This window comes from Halorubrum sp. B53 (genome assembly GCF_059752395.1).
The window spans coordinates 290,257-305,994 of sequence record NZ_MWTH01000015.1 but is presented as its reverse complement, the minus strand read 5'-3'; the positions used below and the strand labels follow the sequence as shown (position 1 = coordinate 305,994).

Sequence of the window (15,738 nt, the reverse complement as noted above, 5' to 3'; positions counted from 1 at the left end):
GGGGAGCAGGTCAGGCGCCGAGAACGACCTCGCTAGCGGGGAGTCAATTCAGCACGTAGGTGTCGCCGTCGCAGTCGACCATCCCCTCGCGCTTGAGGGTCTTCAGGATGCTGTACAGCGAGAGCTTCTTCATCCCGAGCGACTCGCCCATCTCCGAGACGGTGGCGTCGCCGTTCGTCGTCAGGTACAGGTACACGAGCTTCGCGCGCGGCGACTGCAGCTCCGGCGGCAGGGCCGGCGCCGCGGTGCGTGTCTCTATCATCTTATTCGAAGCCAAGACTTCGACGATGATAAATCCCCCATTCAACGATCGTCGAAATACTCCAGAACGGCCCGGAACCGGCATCTCTCGCGCCAACAGCGTCGAACCGGAACGGCAGAACTCCGCGACTGAACGGAGGCGACGGCAGAACGGCGGGACCTTTCGACCGATGACGGATAGGAAACCGTGAACGATCCGGAACGATCCTGACGGAGCGGTCGCGTCGGGGCGAGGCGGTCGCCCCCGGCGCCTCAGTACGAGCGGCTCTTCGGCTCGTACGTCTTGTTCTCGCCCTCGAGGATCGTCGGCTTATACCAGAGCTCTGGCTCGCCGTCGTTCCACGAGACGAGCGTGTGTTTGAGCCACTCGTCGTCCTTCCGTTCTTGGTGTTCCTTCCGCCAGTGGGCGCCGCGGAACTCCTTGCGCGCGAGCGCGCCCATCGTGAGCGCCTCGGCGATGTCGAGGATGTTCCGCGTCTCCATCGTGTGGATCAGGTCGGTGTTGAACGTCCGGGACGGGTCGGAGACGGCGACGTCCTTGTACGCCTCGCGCGCCTCCCGGAGGTCGCCGAGCGTCTCCTCGAGCCGGCCCTCCTCGCGGAACACGTTGACGTTGTCTGTCATCGTCTCTTGGACCTGTGACCGGATCTCCGCGTGGTTGCGCCCCTTTCGCGCGAGGAGCTCGTCGACGCGGTCCTTGGCGCGGTCGACCTCCGCTTCGAGCACGCTCTCGCCGTCCGTCGCCACCGCGCCGCCGTCGGCCGCGGCCGGGTCCCGCCCGCCCGTGTCGCCGACCTCGACCTCGAACTCGTAGTCCGCGGCCTCCCACTCGCCGTCCTTGCCGGTCGTGATCTCGGCCTCGCCCATGTCCTCACCGGCCGCGTGGCGACCGGCGCGCTTGCCGAAGACGATGAGCTCGGGGAGGGCGTTGCCGCCGAGGCGGTTCGCGCCGTGGACCGACGCGCAGGCGCACTCGCCGGCGGCGTACAGTCCGCCGATGACGGTCTCGCCGAACTCGTTCGTCTCGATGCCGCCCATCGCGTAGTGCTGGCCCGGCTTGACCGGCATCGGCTCCGTGAGCCCGTCGGCGCCCTCGAAGTCCTCCGCGAGGTGGAGGATGTTCTCCAGCCGGTCGAGGATGCGCTCCTCGCCTAAATGCCGCATGTCGAGGTGGACGTACTCGTCCTCGATGCCGCGTCCCTCGTTGACCTCCGTCAGCTCGGCGCGGGAGACGACGTCGCGGGAGGCGAGCTCGCCGTCGTTGTTGGCGTAGCCGTGTTCGAACATGAAGCGCTCGCCCTCGCTGTTGTAGAGGATGCCCCCCTCACCGCGGACGCCCTCGGAGATCAGGACGCCCGTCGACGGCAGCGTCGTCGGGTGGAACTGGATGAACTCCATGTCCTCCATCGGGACGCCAGCGCGGTACGCCATCGCGACGCCGTCGCCGGTGTTCGCGACCGCGTTCGTGGTGTGGTCGAACACCTGCCCCATCCCGCCGGTCGCGAGGATGACGCCGTTGTCGGCGCGGAAGCCGCTGACCTCGCCGCTCTGGATGTCGTAGGCGACGACGCCGTGGCAGGTGCGGTCGGCCGGGTCCTCCTCGTCGGTGACGGCCAGGTCCATCACGTGCCACTCGTCGTACACCGTGACGCCGCGTTTGACCACCTGCTCGTACATCGTGTGGAGCATCTGGTGACCGGTCTCGGCGCCGGCGTACGTCGTCCGGGGGAAGGAGAGCCCGCCGAACGGCCGCTGGGAGACGCGGCCGTCCTCCTCGCGGGAGAACGGCATTCCCCAGTGTTCGAGCTGGATGACCTCCTCCGGGCTCTCCTGACAGAGGGCCTCGACCGCCGGCGCGTCGCCGAGGTAGTCCGACCCCTTCATGGTGTCGTACGCGTGGTCCTGCCAGGAGTCGGCGTCGCGCAGCGCCGCGTTGATGCCGCCCTCGGCCGCGCCCGTGTGCGAGCGGACCGGGTGCAGTTTCGAGACGATGGCCACGTCGGCCCCGGCTTCCTGTGCCGCGATCGCCGCCCGGAGTCCGGCCCCCCCGGCGCCGACAACGATGACGTCGTGTTCGTGCATTGTGATATGGTGTTTCGTTGGTTCCGAATGCCCTTGAGCGTGTCTCCCGCCGTTACCAGAACTTCAGGTTGTTCTTCACCGCTTCGCGCTTCAGCTCCTGGATGTGCTCGGTGAGCGGGATGTCCTTCGGGCACACCTCGGTACAGGAGAACTGGGTCTGACACCGCCAGACGCCGTGCTCCTGCTCGATGATTTCCAGCCGCTTCTGCTTGATGTCCTCGCCCTCGCGCTCGTCCATGGCGAACCGGTACGCCTTGTTGATCGCGGCGGGCCCGAGGTACTCGTTGTCGCCGGCGGCGATGTTACACGAGGACATGCACGCGCCACACCAGATGCAGCGCGTCGACATCTTCACCTTCTCGCGGTTCTCCCGCGTCTGGCGCTGTTCCTCCAGCTCCCCGTCGGGGTACTCGTTCGTCTGGAAGTACGGCTCGACGGCCTCCATCTGGTCGTAGAAGTGCTCCATGTCGACGACGAGGTCCTTCTGAACCTCGGCGTGCGGGAGCGGTTCGACGCGGATCGGCTCTTCGAGGTCGACAATCTGGGTCTTACACGCCAGCTTCTGGCCGCCGTTGACGAACATGGCGTCAGAGCCGCACACCGCCTGCCGGCAGGAGTGGCGGAACGTGAGCGAGGAGTCGTAGTTGTCCCGCGAGTACATCAGCGCGTCGAGGACGGTCATCCCCTTGGTGAACGGGACGTGGAACGTGTCGAACCGGGGCTCCTGTTTCCCCTCCACTTCGGGGTCGTACCGGAACACCTTCAGCTCGATCGTGTCCTCGTCGGCCGCGGCCTTCTCGGCCTCCTCCTCCTGTCGCCGCGCGCGCTCCTCCGCGGCCCGCCGACGCTTCTCGGCCCGGCGTTCGTCGCCCTTGGAGGCGACGTCGGCCTCGGTCTCGGTCTCGGTCGATTCCTCGGTCTGCTTGGGTATCTGTGTGCTCATGGTCGGTTCAGTAGAGTCCGATGCCCGCCCACGCGTTCGCGGTGCGCACGCCCTGCACGATCAGGACTGTGCTCGCGGCGACGAGGGTCCACTTGATAACGGTGCGTTTGGTGCCGGTCAGTCCCTGATTGACGAGGGCGTTGTACACGCCGTTGACCCCGTGGAACGTCGCGGTCACGAGGAAGAGGATCATCAGCGAGTAGTAGCTCAGCGACTCCATCCGCCCCGAGCTGGCGAGGAACGAGACCTCGTCCGCGTGGTGGACGAAGTGGAGCAGGAAGAAGTGGAACGCCAGCACGACCAGCAGGAACGCCGCCGTGATCCGCTGGAGCAGCCACATCCGGCCGCCCGACTCGAACGAGGAGTAGCGCTCCGCCATCTCAGAACGCCCCCGCGATGAACGTCGGCACCGACGCGACGGTGATCGCGCCGGTCAGGATGAGCGACGCGTAGAAGCTCTTGTCCTGTGCGTCCAGGCCGACGCCGAGGTCGACGAGGAGGAGCCGGGCGCCGTTGAGCATGTGGAAGACGGCCACCGCGAGCAGGCCGACCTCGAGGAGCCGCACCAGAAGCAGGCTCTCGAGGCTGACGATCGTCTGGGTGTACACGTCCTCTCCCGCCATGATCGCGGCTTCACCCGCGCCCGCCGCCGGGATCCCGGTGCTCAACACGGCGATGTGGGTGAACAGGTAGCCGATGAGCACCCACCCCGTGAACTTATGGAAGATCCAGGCCCACATCCCCGCCTCGAACTCCCGCCACCGACTGAAGTCCTCGATGAGGCCTCGATTGTACGACTGACTCATACCTACCGCTTTCCACCGGGGTCGTATAGTAGTTACTAACACGGCGGGATCCACCCCGACGCTCCCCCGTCGCGTTCGGGTGTGATCCGCCTTGCCACGCCGGACTCGCTCGCGGAAGCCTTTTATGTATTCCCCCCGCTCTTACGGACGCAATGGCGAAAGGCGAAGTTGACTTCTTCAACGACACTGGCGGCTACGGATTTATCGAGACTGACGACGCGGACGAGGACGTGTTCTTCCACATGGAGGACGTCGGCGGCCCGGACCTGGAAGAGGGTCAGGAAGTCGAGTTCGACATCGAGGAGGCGGACAAGGGTCCGCGCGCGACGAACGTCACCCGTCTGTAACAGTCGACGACGTTCCACGGTTGTATCGGCTTTTCGACTGTTCTACGCCCGTGAGCGACGGCTACACTCTCGGGACGCGGTCGGTCAGATACCTTCTCGGGACGTGGCCGGTTCGAGGTCCGGGTCGGCGGCGACCGTGGGACGGGGATTTGTCTCGGAGATCGGCGTGGTCGTCGAATCGGCCGATCGAACCGGCCGTTCGAACCCCGACCGATAGGGATTTATCAGTTGCTGACTGACCGGTCAGTCAGATGAGCGACCAGCCGAGCGCGGCCGACGAGATCATGGACGGGGTCTACCGCGCGCTCCGCGCACACGGCTACGCCGACGTGACGATGCAGGACATCGCCGACGAGTGCTCGAAGAGCAAGTCGCTGCTCCACTACCACTACGACACGAAAGAGGACCTGCTCGTCGCGTTCCTCGACTACGTCATCACCGACTCAGAGGCCCGGATCCGCGCCCACGCCGACGACCCGCCGGCCGAGCGGCTCGCGGGGTTCGTCGGCTGGTTCGTCTTCGAGGCCGACGCTGCCGACCGCGAGGCGTTCCACATCGCCCTCCTCGAGCTCCGCACGCAGGGTCCGTTCAACGACCGCATCCGCGAGCAGCTGGTCAGGAGCGACCGACTCCTCCGCGGGACCGTCGCCGACATCCTCGAATCGGGGATCGAGGAGGGAACGTTCCGCGAGGTCGACGTCGAGGAGACGGCGGCGCTGATCGTCGCCACCCTCGACGGCGCGCGGACCCGACAGATCACCCTCACCGGCGGGGCGGAGGGAACCGACGGGACAGCAGACCTCGACGAGTCAGGGGGGACGGACACCGGCACGGACGCGACAGGCGAGGACGACGTGGAAGACGCGACCGGCGAGGACGACAGAACCGACGGAGCGACCGGCGAAGACGGCGCGACCGCTCGCGGCCTTCCCGAGCCGACGTACACCCGTCGGGTCGCCGAGGCGACGCTCCAGCGTATCGTCGAGCCGCTGCTCGCCGAGGGCGTGGAACTGCCGTCGCTGACGAGCGACATCGACGTAATGACCCGCGACGGCGAGACGGAATGACCGAACGCCTGACGAGGCGCGGAACGGCGTCGGCCTCTCGCCGGGGGCCCTGAGATGGGGTGGTTCGGCTTCGACCGCCCGCCGGCCGTGCTGCTCGCGGTGATCGCCAGCACCTTCTTCGTCGGCTTCGGGGGCGGGGTCGTCTTCCCGATCCTGCCGAACCTCGGCGCGGTCCTCGGGATCTCGGCGTTCATGGTCGGCGTCATCCTCTCGGCGAACCGCTGGGTGCGGCTCGTCGCGAACGCGCCGGCCGGCGCCCTCGTCGACAAGTACGGGACCCGCAAGCCGTTCGTTCTCGGGCTCTTAGTCGAGGGGATCGCGACGCTCGGCTACGTCGTGGCGCTCGCGATGCCGCCGGCCGAGTCGCTCCGGCCCCTCGCGGCGTCGCTCCCGCGGTTCGCGGTCGGCTCCCTCGCCGTCGGACCCGACTGGTGGTTCGCACCGATCTCGGTCGCCGTCGCGCCGGAGACGTGGTTCCTCCTCGCGCGGGTGGTCTGGGGGCTCGGCTCCGCGGCGGTGTTCGCGACCGCGTACACCATCGCCGCCGACCTCTCCGACAGCGGGTCGCGCGGGACGAACATGGGCGTCGTCCGCGGCGGCATCACGCTGGGGTTCCCGGCCGGGCTGGTGCTCGGCGGGATCGTCTCCTCGGTGGCCGGCAACGCCGCCGCCTTCGTCGTCGCCGCCGCGTTCGCGCTCACCGCCAGCGTGGTCGCCTACCGGTACGTCCCCGAGACGCACGTCACGGGCGACCGCTCGGGCGACTCGATCAAGCCGTGGGACGTCGACACCGCCGTCCCCGCCCTCACGGTCGGACTGGTCAACTTCGGGCTGCTGTTCGCGTACATCGGCGCGCTGTTCTCCACGCTCGTGCTGTTCCTCGGCGAGAACGACATCTCGCTGTTCGGGCTCGCCCCGCAGGGGACCTCCGGGCTGTTCATGGCCGGCACCGTCCTCTCGGCGTCGTTCTTCATGCTCGTCGGCGGGCGGATCTCGGACACCCGGGACTCGCGTACCCCGATCCTATTGACGTTCCTCGTCGTCTCGTTCGTCGGGTTCCTGCTGCTCGCCCGGTCGGGGTCGGTCGTCGACCTCGCGCTCGCCTGCGTCTTCATCGGCGCCGGGCAGGGCGGCACGAGCGGTCCGATGATGGCGCTGCTCGCCGACCTGACCCCCGACGAGCGCATGGGGCGGGCCTCCGGGACGAACAACGTGTTCGGCGACATCGGCGGCGGGCTCGGCCCGATGGTGTCGTTACCGCTGATCGAGGCGGTCGGCTTCGCGCCCGTCTACGCCGCCTGCGCGGTCCTGCCGCTCGCGGCGGGCGTCGCGCTGCTCCTCGGCGTCCGGCGAGAGACCGGGACGTTCCTGCCGGGGCGGGCCGCCGACGACGCCGGCGGCGCGGGCGACGCGACCGGCGCCGAGCCGTAGGTCGGCCGTGTGCGAACCGCTGGCTCCCCCTACCCGAAAGAACAACCGTTAAAAGTCGTCACCGGGTTCGTACGGATATGGCTGGAACTATCGAAGCGCTCGTCCCCGGCGGGCAGGCCACCCCCGGCCCGCCGCTCGGTCCGGAGCTCGGGCCGACGCCGGTGGACGTTCAGGACGTCGTGGGGCAGATCAACGATGAGACCGCCGCGTTCGACGGGATGGAAGTCCCCGTCACGGTGGAGTACGACGACGACGGCTCGTTCACCATCGAGGTCGGCGTCCCGCCGACGGCCGAGCTGATCAAAGACGAGGCCGGGTTCGAAACGGGCTCCGGCGAGCCCCAGACGGACTTCGTCGCGGACATGTCGATCGAACAGGTGAAGAAGGTCGCCGAGCAGAAGTCGACCGACCTGCTCTCGTACGACGTGAAAAACGCCGCCAAGGAGGTCGGCGGCACCTGCGCCTCCCTCGGCGTCACCATCGAGGGCGAGGACGCTCGGACGTTCGACGACCGCGTCGACGCCGGCGACTACGACGACGTCCTCGACGCCTGATTCGGTTCTCGCGGCCTTTTGCGGCGGCGTTTTCGCGACGGCACCGTGTCACTGCCCTCGTAGCGGCGCGCCCGTCCCCGCCGGCCCCCGCGCGGCCCGACCCGTCGCTTTTTATCCGCGACGCGCCGACTCGCGTCCATGCCTGATCTCCACCCGATCGCGAAGCGGATCCACAACGTCCAGCCGCGACCCGTCCGGCTCACCCTCGACGACGGCGAGACCGGCGTCTTCGAGTTCTCCTCCACAGAGTTCTTCCAGCGCGAGTTCCGCGGCGAGGGCGTCCGCACCGACGCCGACCGCGACGCCGAGTTCCGGCTGATCACCGACGACGACTACGAGTCGGTGCTGCTGGGCCGGTCGGGACCGGACGCGGAGGGCTGGACCGTCGTCGGCGAGATCGTCGAGGCCGAGCGCGCCGCGGAGTGACGGCGACGCGCTCGGCCGCGTAGTCGGGCGACCGCACCGAGCTCTCGTCACCCGCTACCGCACGACCGTCACCGGCACCTCGGCGCGGCGGACGACCCCCTCGGCGACGCTCCCGAGCAGGATCCGCGAGAGTCCGGTCCGGCCGCGGCTCGCGAGCACGACGTGGTCGAACGGCTCCGCGGTCCCCTCCGCCCCGTCATCGTCGCCGACCGCGGCGTCGCCGCCGGCGACCGTGAGGATCGTCGCGGTCGGCCGGCCGACCTCCAGTCTGGTGTCGACGTCGCGGTCGACCGCCCTCGCGGTCTCGCGGAGGATCCGCTCGCCGCGCCCCTTCGCGCTGTCGTACCACTGGTCGACGGCGCCGGGGAAGCCCCCCTCCGCCCCGGTCGTCGAGTCGGCCGGGTTGATCACGTGCAGCGCCGTTATCTCGGCGTCGGGCCACTCCTCGGCCGCGAAGCGGAGCGCCTCGGTCGATTCCTCCGAGCCGTCGACCGCCACCAGGATCCGTTTGGTCATACGCGGCGCTTCACCCGCTCGGTTTAAAAAGGGCGATGGCGGCTCCGGCCGCGCGGAAACGCGTCCGCTCGCCCGGTCGGCTCAGTCGCCGTGGCGGGTCACGCACTTCGAGAGCCCGATCAGCTCCACCGGCTCCGAGTTGTCCGGCGAGTACACCACCATCTGTCCCTTCTCCATGTACGGGACCTTGCCCGCGAGGTTCGAGGGGATGTTCACGCTGGAGATGGCGTCCTCGTCGCCGAGGTTGAGGACGATCTTCGTGTTCACCTGTTTAAAAACCGACTCCGCGACGTCCTGTGGGTCCTGCGTGATCAGGAAGAGGCCGAGCCGCTCCTTCCGGCCCTGCTTCGCGGCCTCCGTGAACTTCTGGACGACCTTCCGCGCCTGCACGTTGTCGGCGTCAGCGAGGAAGTTGTGCGCCTCGTCCATGCCGATGAGCAGCGGCGTCTCCTCGATCCGGTCGCTGTCGGGGTCGTTCGAGAGCTTGTCGTCGACGAGGAGGCCCGCGACCGCGAGCACGACGATCTCCTTCTGCCGGGAGGTCGGGAGGTGGTACGTCGGCACCACGGAGAGCCCGCCGGGCCGGACGAGGGTGTGGTCGAGCTCCGTGATCGGTTTCGCGTCCTGGTCGAACACGCCGCCGGGGACCGCGCGCACCCGCCGCTTCACGGCGTCGAACGTCGCCTCGTGGACCCGGCCGCTCTCGTCGAGCTCCGCTTTGAGCGCCGGGTCGTCGAGGTACGAGAGGAACTGGCTGTAGGTGCCCGAGTCGCCGTAGTCGCCGAAGAACCGGTTGAGCAGGGTCAGCAGGGCGGGGTACTGGTTGTCGTTGAGCCCGGAGCCGGCGACGAGCCACGGCATGTCGTTCGCCAGCGAGAACGGGATGGTGAACTCGACGCGCTCGGCGCGGTGCCCCTCGCCGGGGTACGTCGCGTTCGCCGCCCGGGGCACCAGCGCGACCGTGTCGTCGTGGCCGCCGTGCGCGATCCCCTCCCGGTCGAGCCGCCGCGCGAAGTCGGCATCGAGGTCCGGGTTATCGTCGTGCATCTGCGCGTACTCGTCCTGCGGGTCGAACTGGACGACCGCCATGCGCGACTCCCGGCCGTCGCCGGTCGGGTAGGTGCGGTCCGAGTCGAGGTACTGCCGGAGGACGTTCTTGGAGGCGTGCGTCTTCCCCGACCCGGTCCCGCCGGCGACGAGGGTGTGCCGGAACGCGAGCGGGTCGCCGTCGGCGTAGTCGTCCTTCACCCGGTAGTCGACGGTGGGCGGCTCCGCCGCCGTCCGCACCTTCTCGCCGCCGACCGAGAGATGGCCGAGGAAGACGCCGTCCTCGGGGATCTTCAGTCCGGTCTTGATCTCGGCGTCGTCGGAGGCCTCCTCGACGACCGCCCCCGGCTTCGGCACCCGGTCGGTCATCCGCCGTTTCATGTCGTCGCCGGCGCCGTAGACGACGGACATCGGCTCCAGCTCGGCCATGAACTTGTAGTCGCGCTCGGCGAAGTCGTCCCGGCGCATCTGGCGGCGGGCGTGGATCTCGGTGGCGTCGTCCGAGCGGAACTCCTGGGCGTACTCCAGCCCCGTGATCCGACAGAACAGCCGCTCGCCGTCCGGGTACGGGACGAGGAGGTACTTCCCGAGCCGGACCGACTCGCGGTTCCCCGTCGTGACGAACGCCCGCAGCGTCGTCTCCTCTGCCTCCTCCGCCACGCGGAGTCCCTGCGAGACGGAGACGACCCCGAGCCCCGCGTCCTCGCCGGCCGGCTCCACGTCGTACGCGGCGAACGCGTCGTCGTCCGCCTCGTCACCCGTGGCCCCCGCGGACGCCGCGCGACCGCCGTCGCCGGTCGCCGCGCCTCCCGAAGCCGCTCCCTCCGCTCCGGGCGCGTCGTCGGTGTCGCGGTCGGCGGGCGAGCCGGCGGCGTCGCCCCCGCCGTCGCCATCGTCGTCGGTGAACTCGGTGAAGTCCTCCAGCGTCATGAGCGAATCAGCGGCCGCCACGCCGAAAGCGTTTCCCCCTCCGCGTCGCCTCGGGGCGTCGCGGGTGCCGCCGCCGTCTCGGGCGTCTCGCGCCCGTCGCGGGCCCCTTTTCCGCGTCGGGCCCCTACCGTCGGTATGATACTGGTTCGCGGCAGCGGCGGGGGGACCGACCTCACCGGGACGGTGTTCGAGCGCGGCGAGGACCCGCCGACGTACAAGGGCGCGCCCGACGAGGACGCCCCCTACGTCTGGGTGTGCGACTCCTTCTATCAGGTCGAGAGCGGCGGCTCGGCGCTCACCGTCGGCGGCGAGGAGATCCGCGTCGCCTTCGAGGAGCCGATGCCCCGCGGGTTCGACACCAAGTCGGCGGCGCTCGACGCGGCCGAGGAGCACGTCCGCACGCAGTTCGCCCGGATCGGCGTCGACGCCGACGACGTCGAGGTCGAGGTGACGAAGGCGGACCCGGCCTGAGCCGTCGACGGGGCGTCCGTCGCCTCCGAGCCGGCCCCGCCACGCGGCGGTCCCGCTACGCGCCGGTCACGCCACGCACCGGCCCCGCCACCCGCCGGGGTTTACCCGTTCGGGCACGGTACGGGGGGTATGTCGGAACCGCCGGAGGACTTCGATTCCGGATCCCGGGAGGAGCGCGAGGTCGCCGCCGAGGCGGCGGGGGACCGCTCCGACCTGCTCTCGCTCATGGGCCACACCTACCGCGGCGAGCTCGGACGGATGAGTTCGTGGCGGACCCGCATCGACCGGACGACCAACTGGGCGGTCGTGCTGACGGCGTCGCTGCTCACGTGGACCTTCTCCAGCGAGTCGCGCCCCCACTACGTGCTGCTCATCGGACTCGTGATGCTCAGCGTCTTCCTCGGCATCGAGACGCGCCGCTACCGCATGTTCGACGTCTGGCGGTCCCGGGTGCGACTCTTAGAAGAGAACGTGTTCGCGAACGCGCTCGACCCGGAGGGCGTCAAGCAGTCGAACTGGCGGACGCTCCTCAGCGAGGACCTCCGTGAGCCGACGATCAAGACGCCCACCGTCGAGGCGATGTCGCGGCGTCTCCGTCGGCTGTACGCCCCGCTCCTCACCGTTCTCATCGCCGCGTGGCTCGTTCGGCTCACGGTGTTCACGTCGTCCGAGAACGGCGTCGTCGCGACCGCGGCGGTCGGCGCGATCCCGGGCGCGCTCGTGATCGCGGTCGTCGGGTGCTTCTACCTCGCCGTGCTGGCGCTGACGATGCGCCGGCCACCGAGGCGGGCGAAGGGCGAACTCGGGTCCACGGACGACGCCGAGGAGTGGAAGTGAGCCGGTCGCGACCGCGGGCCGCGGCCCGCGGTTCCGCGTCCCGCAACCCCTTTTCGCCCGCGGTCCAATCGGGTCCTATGACAGCGCTACCGGACCGCGTCGTCGGCGACGCGCGCACGAGCGACTTCGGCTGGGACCTCCTCACGGACCTGACCGACATCGGGAACCGGATGGCGGGGTCCGTCGGCGAGCGGCGCGGGGCGGAGCGAGTCGTCGCGGCCTTCGACGAGGTCGGCCTCCGGAACGCCGGCCTCGACGAGTTCGAGATCCCCGGCTGGTGGCGCGGGGACTCCGCGATCGATCTCGCCGGGCCGGTCGAGCGCCGACACGAGGGCTCTCACGAGGTCATCGCGCTCCCCGGGACGCCCTCGGGCGATGTGAGCGCCCCGCTCGTCGACGTCGGCGACGGGACCGACGAGGCGTTCGAGGCGGCGAGCGACGAGCTCGACGGCGCGATCGCGATGGCCTCCTCGCGGACGCCGGACGCCCACGACCGCTGGATCCACCGCATGGAGAAATACGTCACCGCCGCCGAGCACGGTGCGGTCGGCTTCGTCTTCCGGAACCACATCGAGGGCGCGCTCCCGCCCACCGGCGAGATCGGGTACCACAACCGGCCGGGGCCGATCCCTGCGGTCGGCGTCTCGAAGGAGGTTGGCGAGCGGCTGGTGCGGCTCGCCGGAGGCGACGGCGAGGGCGACGACCCGGTCGAGCTCTCGATCGAGGTCGACTGCCGGAACGAGCCGACGACCTCGGTCAACGCGGTCGCCGAGGTGGGGCCCGACACCGACGAGGCGGTGTTCCTCACCGCGCACGTCGACGCCCACGACGTGAGCGACGGCGCGAACGACAACGGCGCCGGGTCGGCGATCGTCGCCGAGGTCGGTCGGCTCCTCGCTACCGTCGAGGACGACCTCGACACCCGCGTCCGCCTCGTCACGTTCGGCGCGGAGGAGATCGGTCTGTGGGGCGCGTACCACGCCGCCGAGACGACGCCGCGCGACGAGATCGCCTGCGTGATCAACCTCGACGGCGCCTGTAACTCCCGGGACCTCAGGGTCGGGACCAACGGCTTCGACGGGATGGGCGCGGTCTTCGAGGCGGTCGCCGAGGCGTTCGACGCCCCGCTCGCGACCGGCGAGACGATCTCCCCGCACGGCGATCAGTGGGCGTTCGTTCAGAAGGGGATCCCGGCGGTCATGGCGTCGACGAGCTCCGACCAGTCCGGTCGCGGCTGGGGGCACACCCACGCCGACACGCTCGACAAGCTCGATCCGCGCGATCTGCGCGAGGTGGCGACGCTGGTCGCGGCGGCGACCTACCGCTTCGCGACCGACGGCGGCGGCGCGGCCGGCGGCACGGAGGTCACGCATCGGTCGCGGTCGGCGATCCGCGAGTCGATCGCCGACGGCTACGTCACGGAGCTCAAGACCGGCGGTCGCTGGCCGTACGACGAGTGACGCTCGCGGCCGGCCGCGGACCGACCGCGGCCGCCTATTCCTCTTCGTCCGCGTCGCAGACGCCGAGCGGAAGCGTCTCCGGCGGCTCAACGTCGCCGTCGAGCCCCTCGTAGGCGTCGTCGATCAGGCGGGCGAGCTGGGTCTCGGGCGTCACGCCGCGGGCGGCCGCGAGCGCCGCGAGCCGCTCGTACTGCTCGGCCGGAACGGACACCGAACCCTCTGTCATACCTGTCGCTGGTCGCCGTAGCTACAAAAGCGTTGTTCGGGCATCACCACCGGCCGACTCGCTTGTCGCCCGCCGACTCACTCGCCCTCCGCCGCCTCGCGCTCGCGACGGCCCGGAGCGGCCTGCCCCTCGAACCGGTCGAAGAGAGCGTTCATCACCGTCGACTCCGCCCGCGAGAGGTGCTCCCACACCGTCGTCGAGCCGAGCCCGATCTCGTCGGCGACGTCCTCGACCCCGACGCCGCCGCCGTGGTCGTAGTAGCCGACCGCGATGGCCGTCGCGAGCACCTCTCGCTGTCTCGACGTGAGCCCGTCCAGGATGCCGGAGGCCGGCAACGCCGGCGGTCGCTCGATCGACGCCAGCTCGACGTTGCGCGCGAGTTCGACCTCGTTGCCCCCGCGCTCAAGCTCGCGGATCACCGCTGCGAGGTCGTCGTCGGCCTCGATATATACGGTCCAGCGCTCGATCCCGGCAGAGATGCTCGTCCCCGTCCGGTAGTGGATCCCCATCTCCGAGAGCCGCTCGCGGATCCCCTCCCAGCCCTCGCTGTCGATCACCACCGCGACGTACGCGTGGGTCCCGGTGACCGGCGAGATCGGATCCGCCTTCACGACGTCGTCGGCCGCGCGGAACTCCTCGACGAACGACTCTATCTCGGCCGTCGGCCCGCGCAGCTCCATGATCCGCTTCCGCTCGCTTCCCCGCCCGGTCATCGACGACACCGACCGAAACGTCACCTCCGGGTGACGGGCGCTCACCTCGGACTCCGGCCCTCCCCGATGGCGGATTCGGAGGGTCACTTCGCGCATGGTATACCTAGGTCATCGACGTTCAAACGGTTTCCGGGAGCGATCGCGTCGCCACTCGCCGGAACGGGAGCGTTGCAGAACGCGGTCACGGGCCGCTCAGAAGCGACTACTGGATGTGTCCTTCGCGCCGCAGCTGGTCCGCGTCGTCGTCGTCGTAGCGCCACTCGACGTTCGCCTTCTCGTCCTGCCAGTCCCACGGCTCGGCGAGCACGACGTCGCCCTCGCTGATCCACGTCCGGTACTTCATGCGGCCGGGGATCCGGCCCAGTCGCGTCTCGCCGTCGACGCAGCGCAGGCGGACGTGGTTCCCGCCGAGGTGCTCGGTCACCACGGCGAACACTTCGTCGTCCGAGGGCATTCGGAGGTTCCGACGCCCGGATTCTTCGCTCATACAGTCAGTAGTGCGTTCGTCGGTATAAGTGATGGGAGACGCGTGTGTGCGTTGCACGTGCCAATCGATAGCACGGAGCGGGGTCTCGTCCCCGGAGCCGGATCGGCCACGACCGCCGCGGGCGGCGTCCCGGCGCCGGGACGCGAGCGAAGCGTTCAAACCCCGCGGCGACGAGGCGCTTCGTATGCAAGACATGGAAAGCATCGTCCTCGACGAGAACGAGGAGGCGCTCGCCCCGGCCGTCGTGGTCGCGACGATCGCGCTGCTCGCCGTGTTCGTCTTCGGGTTTCTGATCCAGATCGTCGGACTGGTGATCTGACCACCCGGCCATGTTGGCGGACGCGCCGCACGCGTCGACCCTCCGGACGCGCGCCGACGGACACGAAACTCGCCGGGTCCGCCTCCGTTTTCGCCCCCGGGCGCCGAGCCTTCGGGTATGACCCGCGAACTCCTCGCCGACCTGCTCGACCGCAACGGGGAGCACGTCGGTTCCGCGGCCGCCGCCGACCTCGCCGCCCGGCGCGACGGGCAGCGCCCGCCCGTCGTCTCCGTCTGCTGTTCGGACTCGCGCGTGTCACAGGAGGGTATGTGGGCGGTCGACCGGCCGGGCTTCCTCTTCACCGCGGGCAACATCGGGAACCGCGTGAGCAGCGTCGTCGACGGCGAGCGCGTGCTCTCCGGGAGCGTCGCCTATCCGCTGGGCCACACCGACACGGACGTGCTCGCGGTCGTCGGTCACACCGGCTGCGGCGCGGTCGGTGCCGCGCTCGCCGCGGTCCGCGACGGCGCCGTCCCCGAGGAGCCGGGCGTCCGGGCGGACGTGGCGGAGCTCGCCCCGATCGTCGAGGCGGGGCTCGCGGCGATCGACGAGGACGACGGCACCGCCGCGAGCCTCCGCAACCGGCTCGTCGAGTACAACGTCCACGAGCAGGTCGCGATCGCCCGCGGGACCGAGACCGCGGCCGACGCCGACGTGTACGGATTCGTCTACGACTTCCACGGCGCCTACGGCGACCGCGACGGCGCCGTCTACCTCGTGAACGCGAACGGCGATCGCGACCCGGAGGCGCTCCGGGAGCTCGTCGGCCCGGACCGCGTCGACAGCGTCGCCAGCCTGCTGTAGCCCGCTCTCGT

The 15,738-nt window shown here is 69.8% G+C and carries 20 protein-coding genes; 10 read left to right on the top strand and 10 right to left on the bottom strand.

Annotation, left to right across the window (positions count from 1 at the left end):
- Positions 1 to 43: 43 nt before the first annotated feature.
- The 5 genes from B4V06_RS14115 to sdhC all read right to left on the bottom strand — a co-directional run bounded on the left by B4V06_RS14115 (position 44) and on the right by sdhC (position 4,092).
- Positions 44 to 262, bottom strand: coding sequence for a helix-turn-helix domain-containing protein (locus B4V06_RS14115; protein WP_123112630.1), 219 nt, complete (start codon positions 260 to 262; stop codon positions 44 to 46).
- A gap of 251 nt (positions 263 to 513) precedes the next feature.
- Entirely contained in the window at positions 514 to 2,343 is a 1,830-nt protein-coding gene (locus tag B4V06_RS14110) for an FAD-binding protein (RefSeq protein WP_123112629.1), read from the bottom strand.
- Between the two features lie 52 nt (positions 2,344 to 2,395).
- Positions 2,396 to 3,286: a succinate dehydrogenase/fumarate reductase iron-sulfur subunit gene (locus B4V06_RS14105; protein WP_123112628.1), complete on the bottom strand. Its 891-nt coding sequence runs from the start codon at positions 3,284 to 3,286 to the stop codon at positions 2,396 to 2,398.
- Positions 3,287 to 3,293: 7 nt separating this feature from the next.
- Positions 3,294 to 3,665, bottom strand: coding sequence for a succinate dehydrogenase/fumarate reductase transmembrane subunit (locus tag B4V06_RS14100; RefSeq protein ID WP_123112627.1), 372 nt, complete (start codon positions 3,663 to 3,665; stop codon positions 3,294 to 3,296).
- A 1-nt stretch (position 3,666) separates the two neighbouring features.
- Positions 3,667 to 4,092 (bottom strand): succinate dehydrogenase, cytochrome b556 subunit, encoded by a 426-nt coding sequence (gene sdhC, locus B4V06_RS14095; protein WP_123112626.1) that lies wholly within the window; start codon positions 4,090 to 4,092, stop codon positions 3,667 to 3,669.
- Positions 4,093 to 4,244: 152 nt separating this feature from the next.
- Here sdhC and B4V06_RS14090 point away from each other — a divergent pair, with 152 nt between their 5' ends.
- From B4V06_RS14090 to B4V06_RS14070, 5 genes are all read left to right on the top strand, one after another.
- Positions 4,245 to 4,439, top strand: a complete 195-nt coding sequence (locus B4V06_RS14090; RefSeq protein WP_004046659.1) for a cold-shock protein — start codon at positions 4,245 to 4,247, stop codon at positions 4,437 to 4,439.
- A 251-nt stretch (positions 4,440 to 4,690) separates the two neighbouring features.
- Positions 4,691 to 5,506 carry a TetR/AcrR family transcriptional regulator gene (locus B4V06_RS14085; RefSeq protein WP_498170293.1) on the top strand — a complete coding sequence of 272 codons (816 nt, stop codon included), beginning with the start codon at positions 4,691 to 4,693 and terminating at the stop codon, positions 5,504 to 5,506.
- A gap of 54 nt (positions 5,507 to 5,560) precedes the next feature.
- Positions 5,561 to 6,937 (top strand): MFS transporter, encoded by a 1,377-nt coding sequence (locus B4V06_RS14080; protein WP_498170291.1) that lies wholly within the window; start codon positions 5,561 to 5,563, stop codon positions 6,935 to 6,937.
- Between the two features lie 77 nt (positions 6,938 to 7,014).
- Positions 7,015 to 7,491, top strand: a complete 477-nt coding sequence (locus tag B4V06_RS14075) for a 50S ribosomal protein L11 (protein ID WP_123112623.1) — start codon at positions 7,015 to 7,017, stop codon at positions 7,489 to 7,491.
- A gap of 138 nt (positions 7,492 to 7,629) precedes the next feature.
- Positions 7,630 to 7,917: a DUF8072 family protein gene (locus B4V06_RS14070; RefSeq protein WP_123112622.1), complete on the top strand. Its 288-nt coding sequence runs from the start codon at positions 7,630 to 7,632 to the stop codon at positions 7,915 to 7,917.
- Between the two features lie 54 nt (positions 7,918 to 7,971).
- On the opposite strand, the gene B4V06_RS14065 is transcribed toward B4V06_RS14070, so the two are convergent.
- Both B4V06_RS14065 and B4V06_RS14060 read right to left on the bottom strand, forming a co-directional pair.
- Positions 7,972 to 8,433 (bottom strand): universal stress protein, encoded by a 462-nt coding sequence (locus B4V06_RS14065; protein WP_123112621.1) that lies wholly within the window; start codon positions 8,431 to 8,433, stop codon positions 7,972 to 7,974.
- Positions 8,434 to 8,514: 81 nt separating this feature from the next.
- On the bottom strand, positions 8,515 to 10,410 hold the full coding sequence (locus B4V06_RS14060) for an ATP-binding protein (RefSeq protein ID WP_123112620.1): 1,896 nt from the start codon (positions 10,408 to 10,410) through the stop codon (positions 8,515 to 8,517).
- A 135-nt stretch (positions 10,411 to 10,545) separates the two neighbouring features.
- On the opposite strand from B4V06_RS14060, the gene B4V06_RS14055 reads away from it, so the two are divergent.
- The 3 genes from B4V06_RS14055 (at position 10,546) to B4V06_RS14045 (ending at position 13,178) form a co-directional block, all read left to right on the top strand.
- Positions 10,546 to 10,881 (top strand): DUF7113 family protein, encoded by a 336-nt coding sequence (locus tag B4V06_RS14055; protein WP_498170289.1) that lies wholly within the window; start codon positions 10,546 to 10,548, stop codon positions 10,879 to 10,881.
- 129 nt (positions 10,882 to 11,010) lie between these two features.
- A complete protein-coding gene (locus tag B4V06_RS14050) occupies positions 11,011 to 11,718 on the top strand; it encodes a DUF2270 domain-containing protein (RefSeq protein ID WP_123112618.1) in 708 nt (235 codons plus the stop codon).
- A gap of 77 nt (positions 11,719 to 11,795) precedes the next feature.
- Complete coding sequence (locus tag B4V06_RS14045) at positions 11,796 to 13,178, top strand: M28 family peptidase (RefSeq protein ID WP_498170287.1); 1,383 nt, start codon at positions 11,796 to 11,798, stop codon at positions 13,176 to 13,178.
- Between the two features lie 34 nt (positions 13,179 to 13,212).
- Here the strand turns inward: B4V06_RS14045 and B4V06_RS14040 are convergent, their stop codons facing one another.
- From B4V06_RS14040 to eif1A, 3 genes are all read right to left on the bottom strand, one after another.
- The gene (locus tag B4V06_RS14040) at positions 13,213 to 13,404 is read right to left on the bottom strand and encodes a hypothetical protein (RefSeq protein ID WP_123112616.1); all 192 of its coding nucleotides are present in this window, start codon (positions 13,402 to 13,404) and stop codon (positions 13,213 to 13,215) included.
- A 77-nt stretch (positions 13,405 to 13,481) separates the two neighbouring features.
- Complete coding sequence (locus tag B4V06_RS14035) at positions 13,482 to 14,213, bottom strand: helix-turn-helix domain-containing protein (protein WP_498170285.1); 732 nt, start codon at positions 14,211 to 14,213, stop codon at positions 13,482 to 13,484.
- Between the two features lie 106 nt (positions 14,214 to 14,319).
- Positions 14,320 to 14,604, bottom strand: coding sequence for a translation initiation factor eIF-1A (eif1A, locus tag B4V06_RS14030; RefSeq protein WP_123112614.1), 285 nt, complete (start codon positions 14,602 to 14,604; stop codon positions 14,320 to 14,322).
- 184 nt (positions 14,605 to 14,788) lie between these two features.
- Here eif1A and B4V06_RS14025 point away from each other — a divergent pair, with 184 nt between their 5' ends.
- Entirely contained in the window at positions 14,789 to 14,923 is a 135-nt protein-coding gene (locus B4V06_RS14025; RefSeq protein ID WP_255212498.1) for a hypothetical protein, read from the top strand.
- Positions 14,924 to 15,040: 117 nt separating this feature from the next.
- Entirely contained in the window at positions 15,041 to 15,727 is a 687-nt protein-coding gene (locus B4V06_RS14020; RefSeq protein ID WP_123112613.1) for a carbonic anhydrase, read from the top strand.
- Positions 15,728 to 15,738 lie beyond the last annotated feature (11 nt).

Bases quoted from the DNA above. Each gene is read 5' to 3' on its own strand.
- B4V06_RS14115 (WP_123112630.1), bottom strand. From the start codon at position 262: ATGATAGAGACACGCACCGCGGCGCCGGCCCTGCCGCCGGAGCTGCAG.
- B4V06_RS14110 (WP_123112629.1), bottom strand. From the start codon at position 2,343: ATGCACGAACACGACGTCATCGTTGTCGGCGCCGGGGGGGCCGGACTC.
- B4V06_RS14105 (WP_123112628.1), bottom strand. From the start codon at position 3,286: ATGAGCACACAGATACCCAAGCAGACCGAGGAATCGACCGAGACCGAG.
- B4V06_RS14100 (WP_123112627.1), bottom strand. From the start codon at position 3,665: ATGGCGGAGCGCTACTCCTCGTTCGAGTCGGGCGGCCGGATGTGGCTG.
- sdhC (WP_123112626.1), bottom strand. From the start codon at position 4,092: ATGAGTCAGTCGTACAATCGAGGCCTCATCGAGGACTTCAGTCGGTGG.
- B4V06_RS14090 (WP_004046659.1), top strand. From the start codon at position 4,245: ATGGCGAAAGGCGAAGTTGACTTCTTCAACGACACTGGCGGCTACGGA.
- B4V06_RS14085 (WP_498170293.1), top strand. From the start codon at position 4,691: ATGAGCGACCAGCCGAGCGCGGCCGACGAGATCATGGACGGGGTCTAC.
- B4V06_RS14080 (WP_498170291.1), top strand. From the start codon at position 5,561: ATGGGGTGGTTCGGCTTCGACCGCCCGCCGGCCGTGCTGCTCGCGGTG.
- B4V06_RS14075 (WP_123112623.1), top strand. From the start codon at position 7,015: ATGGCTGGAACTATCGAAGCGCTCGTCCCCGGCGGGCAGGCCACCCCC.
- B4V06_RS14070 (WP_123112622.1), top strand. From the start codon at position 7,630: ATGCCTGATCTCCACCCGATCGCGAAGCGGATCCACAACGTCCAGCCG.
- B4V06_RS14065 (WP_123112621.1), bottom strand. From the start codon at position 8,433: ATGACCAAACGGATCCTGGTGGCGGTCGACGGCTCGGAGGAATCGACC.
- B4V06_RS14060 (WP_123112620.1), bottom strand. From the start codon at position 10,410: ATGACGCTGGAGGACTTCACCGAGTTCACCGACGACGATGGCGACGGC.
- B4V06_RS14055 (WP_498170289.1), top strand. From the start codon at position 10,546: ATGATACTGGTTCGCGGCAGCGGCGGGGGGACCGACCTCACCGGGACG.
- B4V06_RS14050 (WP_123112618.1), top strand. From the start codon at position 11,011: ATGTCGGAACCGCCGGAGGACTTCGATTCCGGATCCCGGGAGGAGCGC.
- B4V06_RS14045 (WP_498170287.1), top strand. From the start codon at position 11,796: ATGACAGCGCTACCGGACCGCGTCGTCGGCGACGCGCGCACGAGCGAC.
- B4V06_RS14040 (WP_123112616.1), bottom strand. From the start codon at position 13,404: ATGACAGAGGGTTCGGTGTCCGTTCCGGCCGAGCAGTACGAGCGGCTC.
- B4V06_RS14035 (WP_498170285.1), bottom strand. From the start codon at position 14,213: ATGCGCGAAGTGACCCTCCGAATCCGCCATCGGGGAGGGCCGGAGTCC.
- eif1A (WP_123112614.1), bottom strand. From the start codon at position 14,604: ATGAGCGAAGAATCCGGGCGTCGGAACCTCCGAATGCCCTCGGACGAC.
- B4V06_RS14025 (WP_255212498.1), top strand. From the start codon at position 14,789: ATGCAAGACATGGAAAGCATCGTCCTCGACGAGAACGAGGAGGCGCTC.
- B4V06_RS14020 (WP_123112613.1), top strand. From the start codon at position 15,041: ATGACCCGCGAACTCCTCGCCGACCTGCTCGACCGCAACGGGGAGCAC.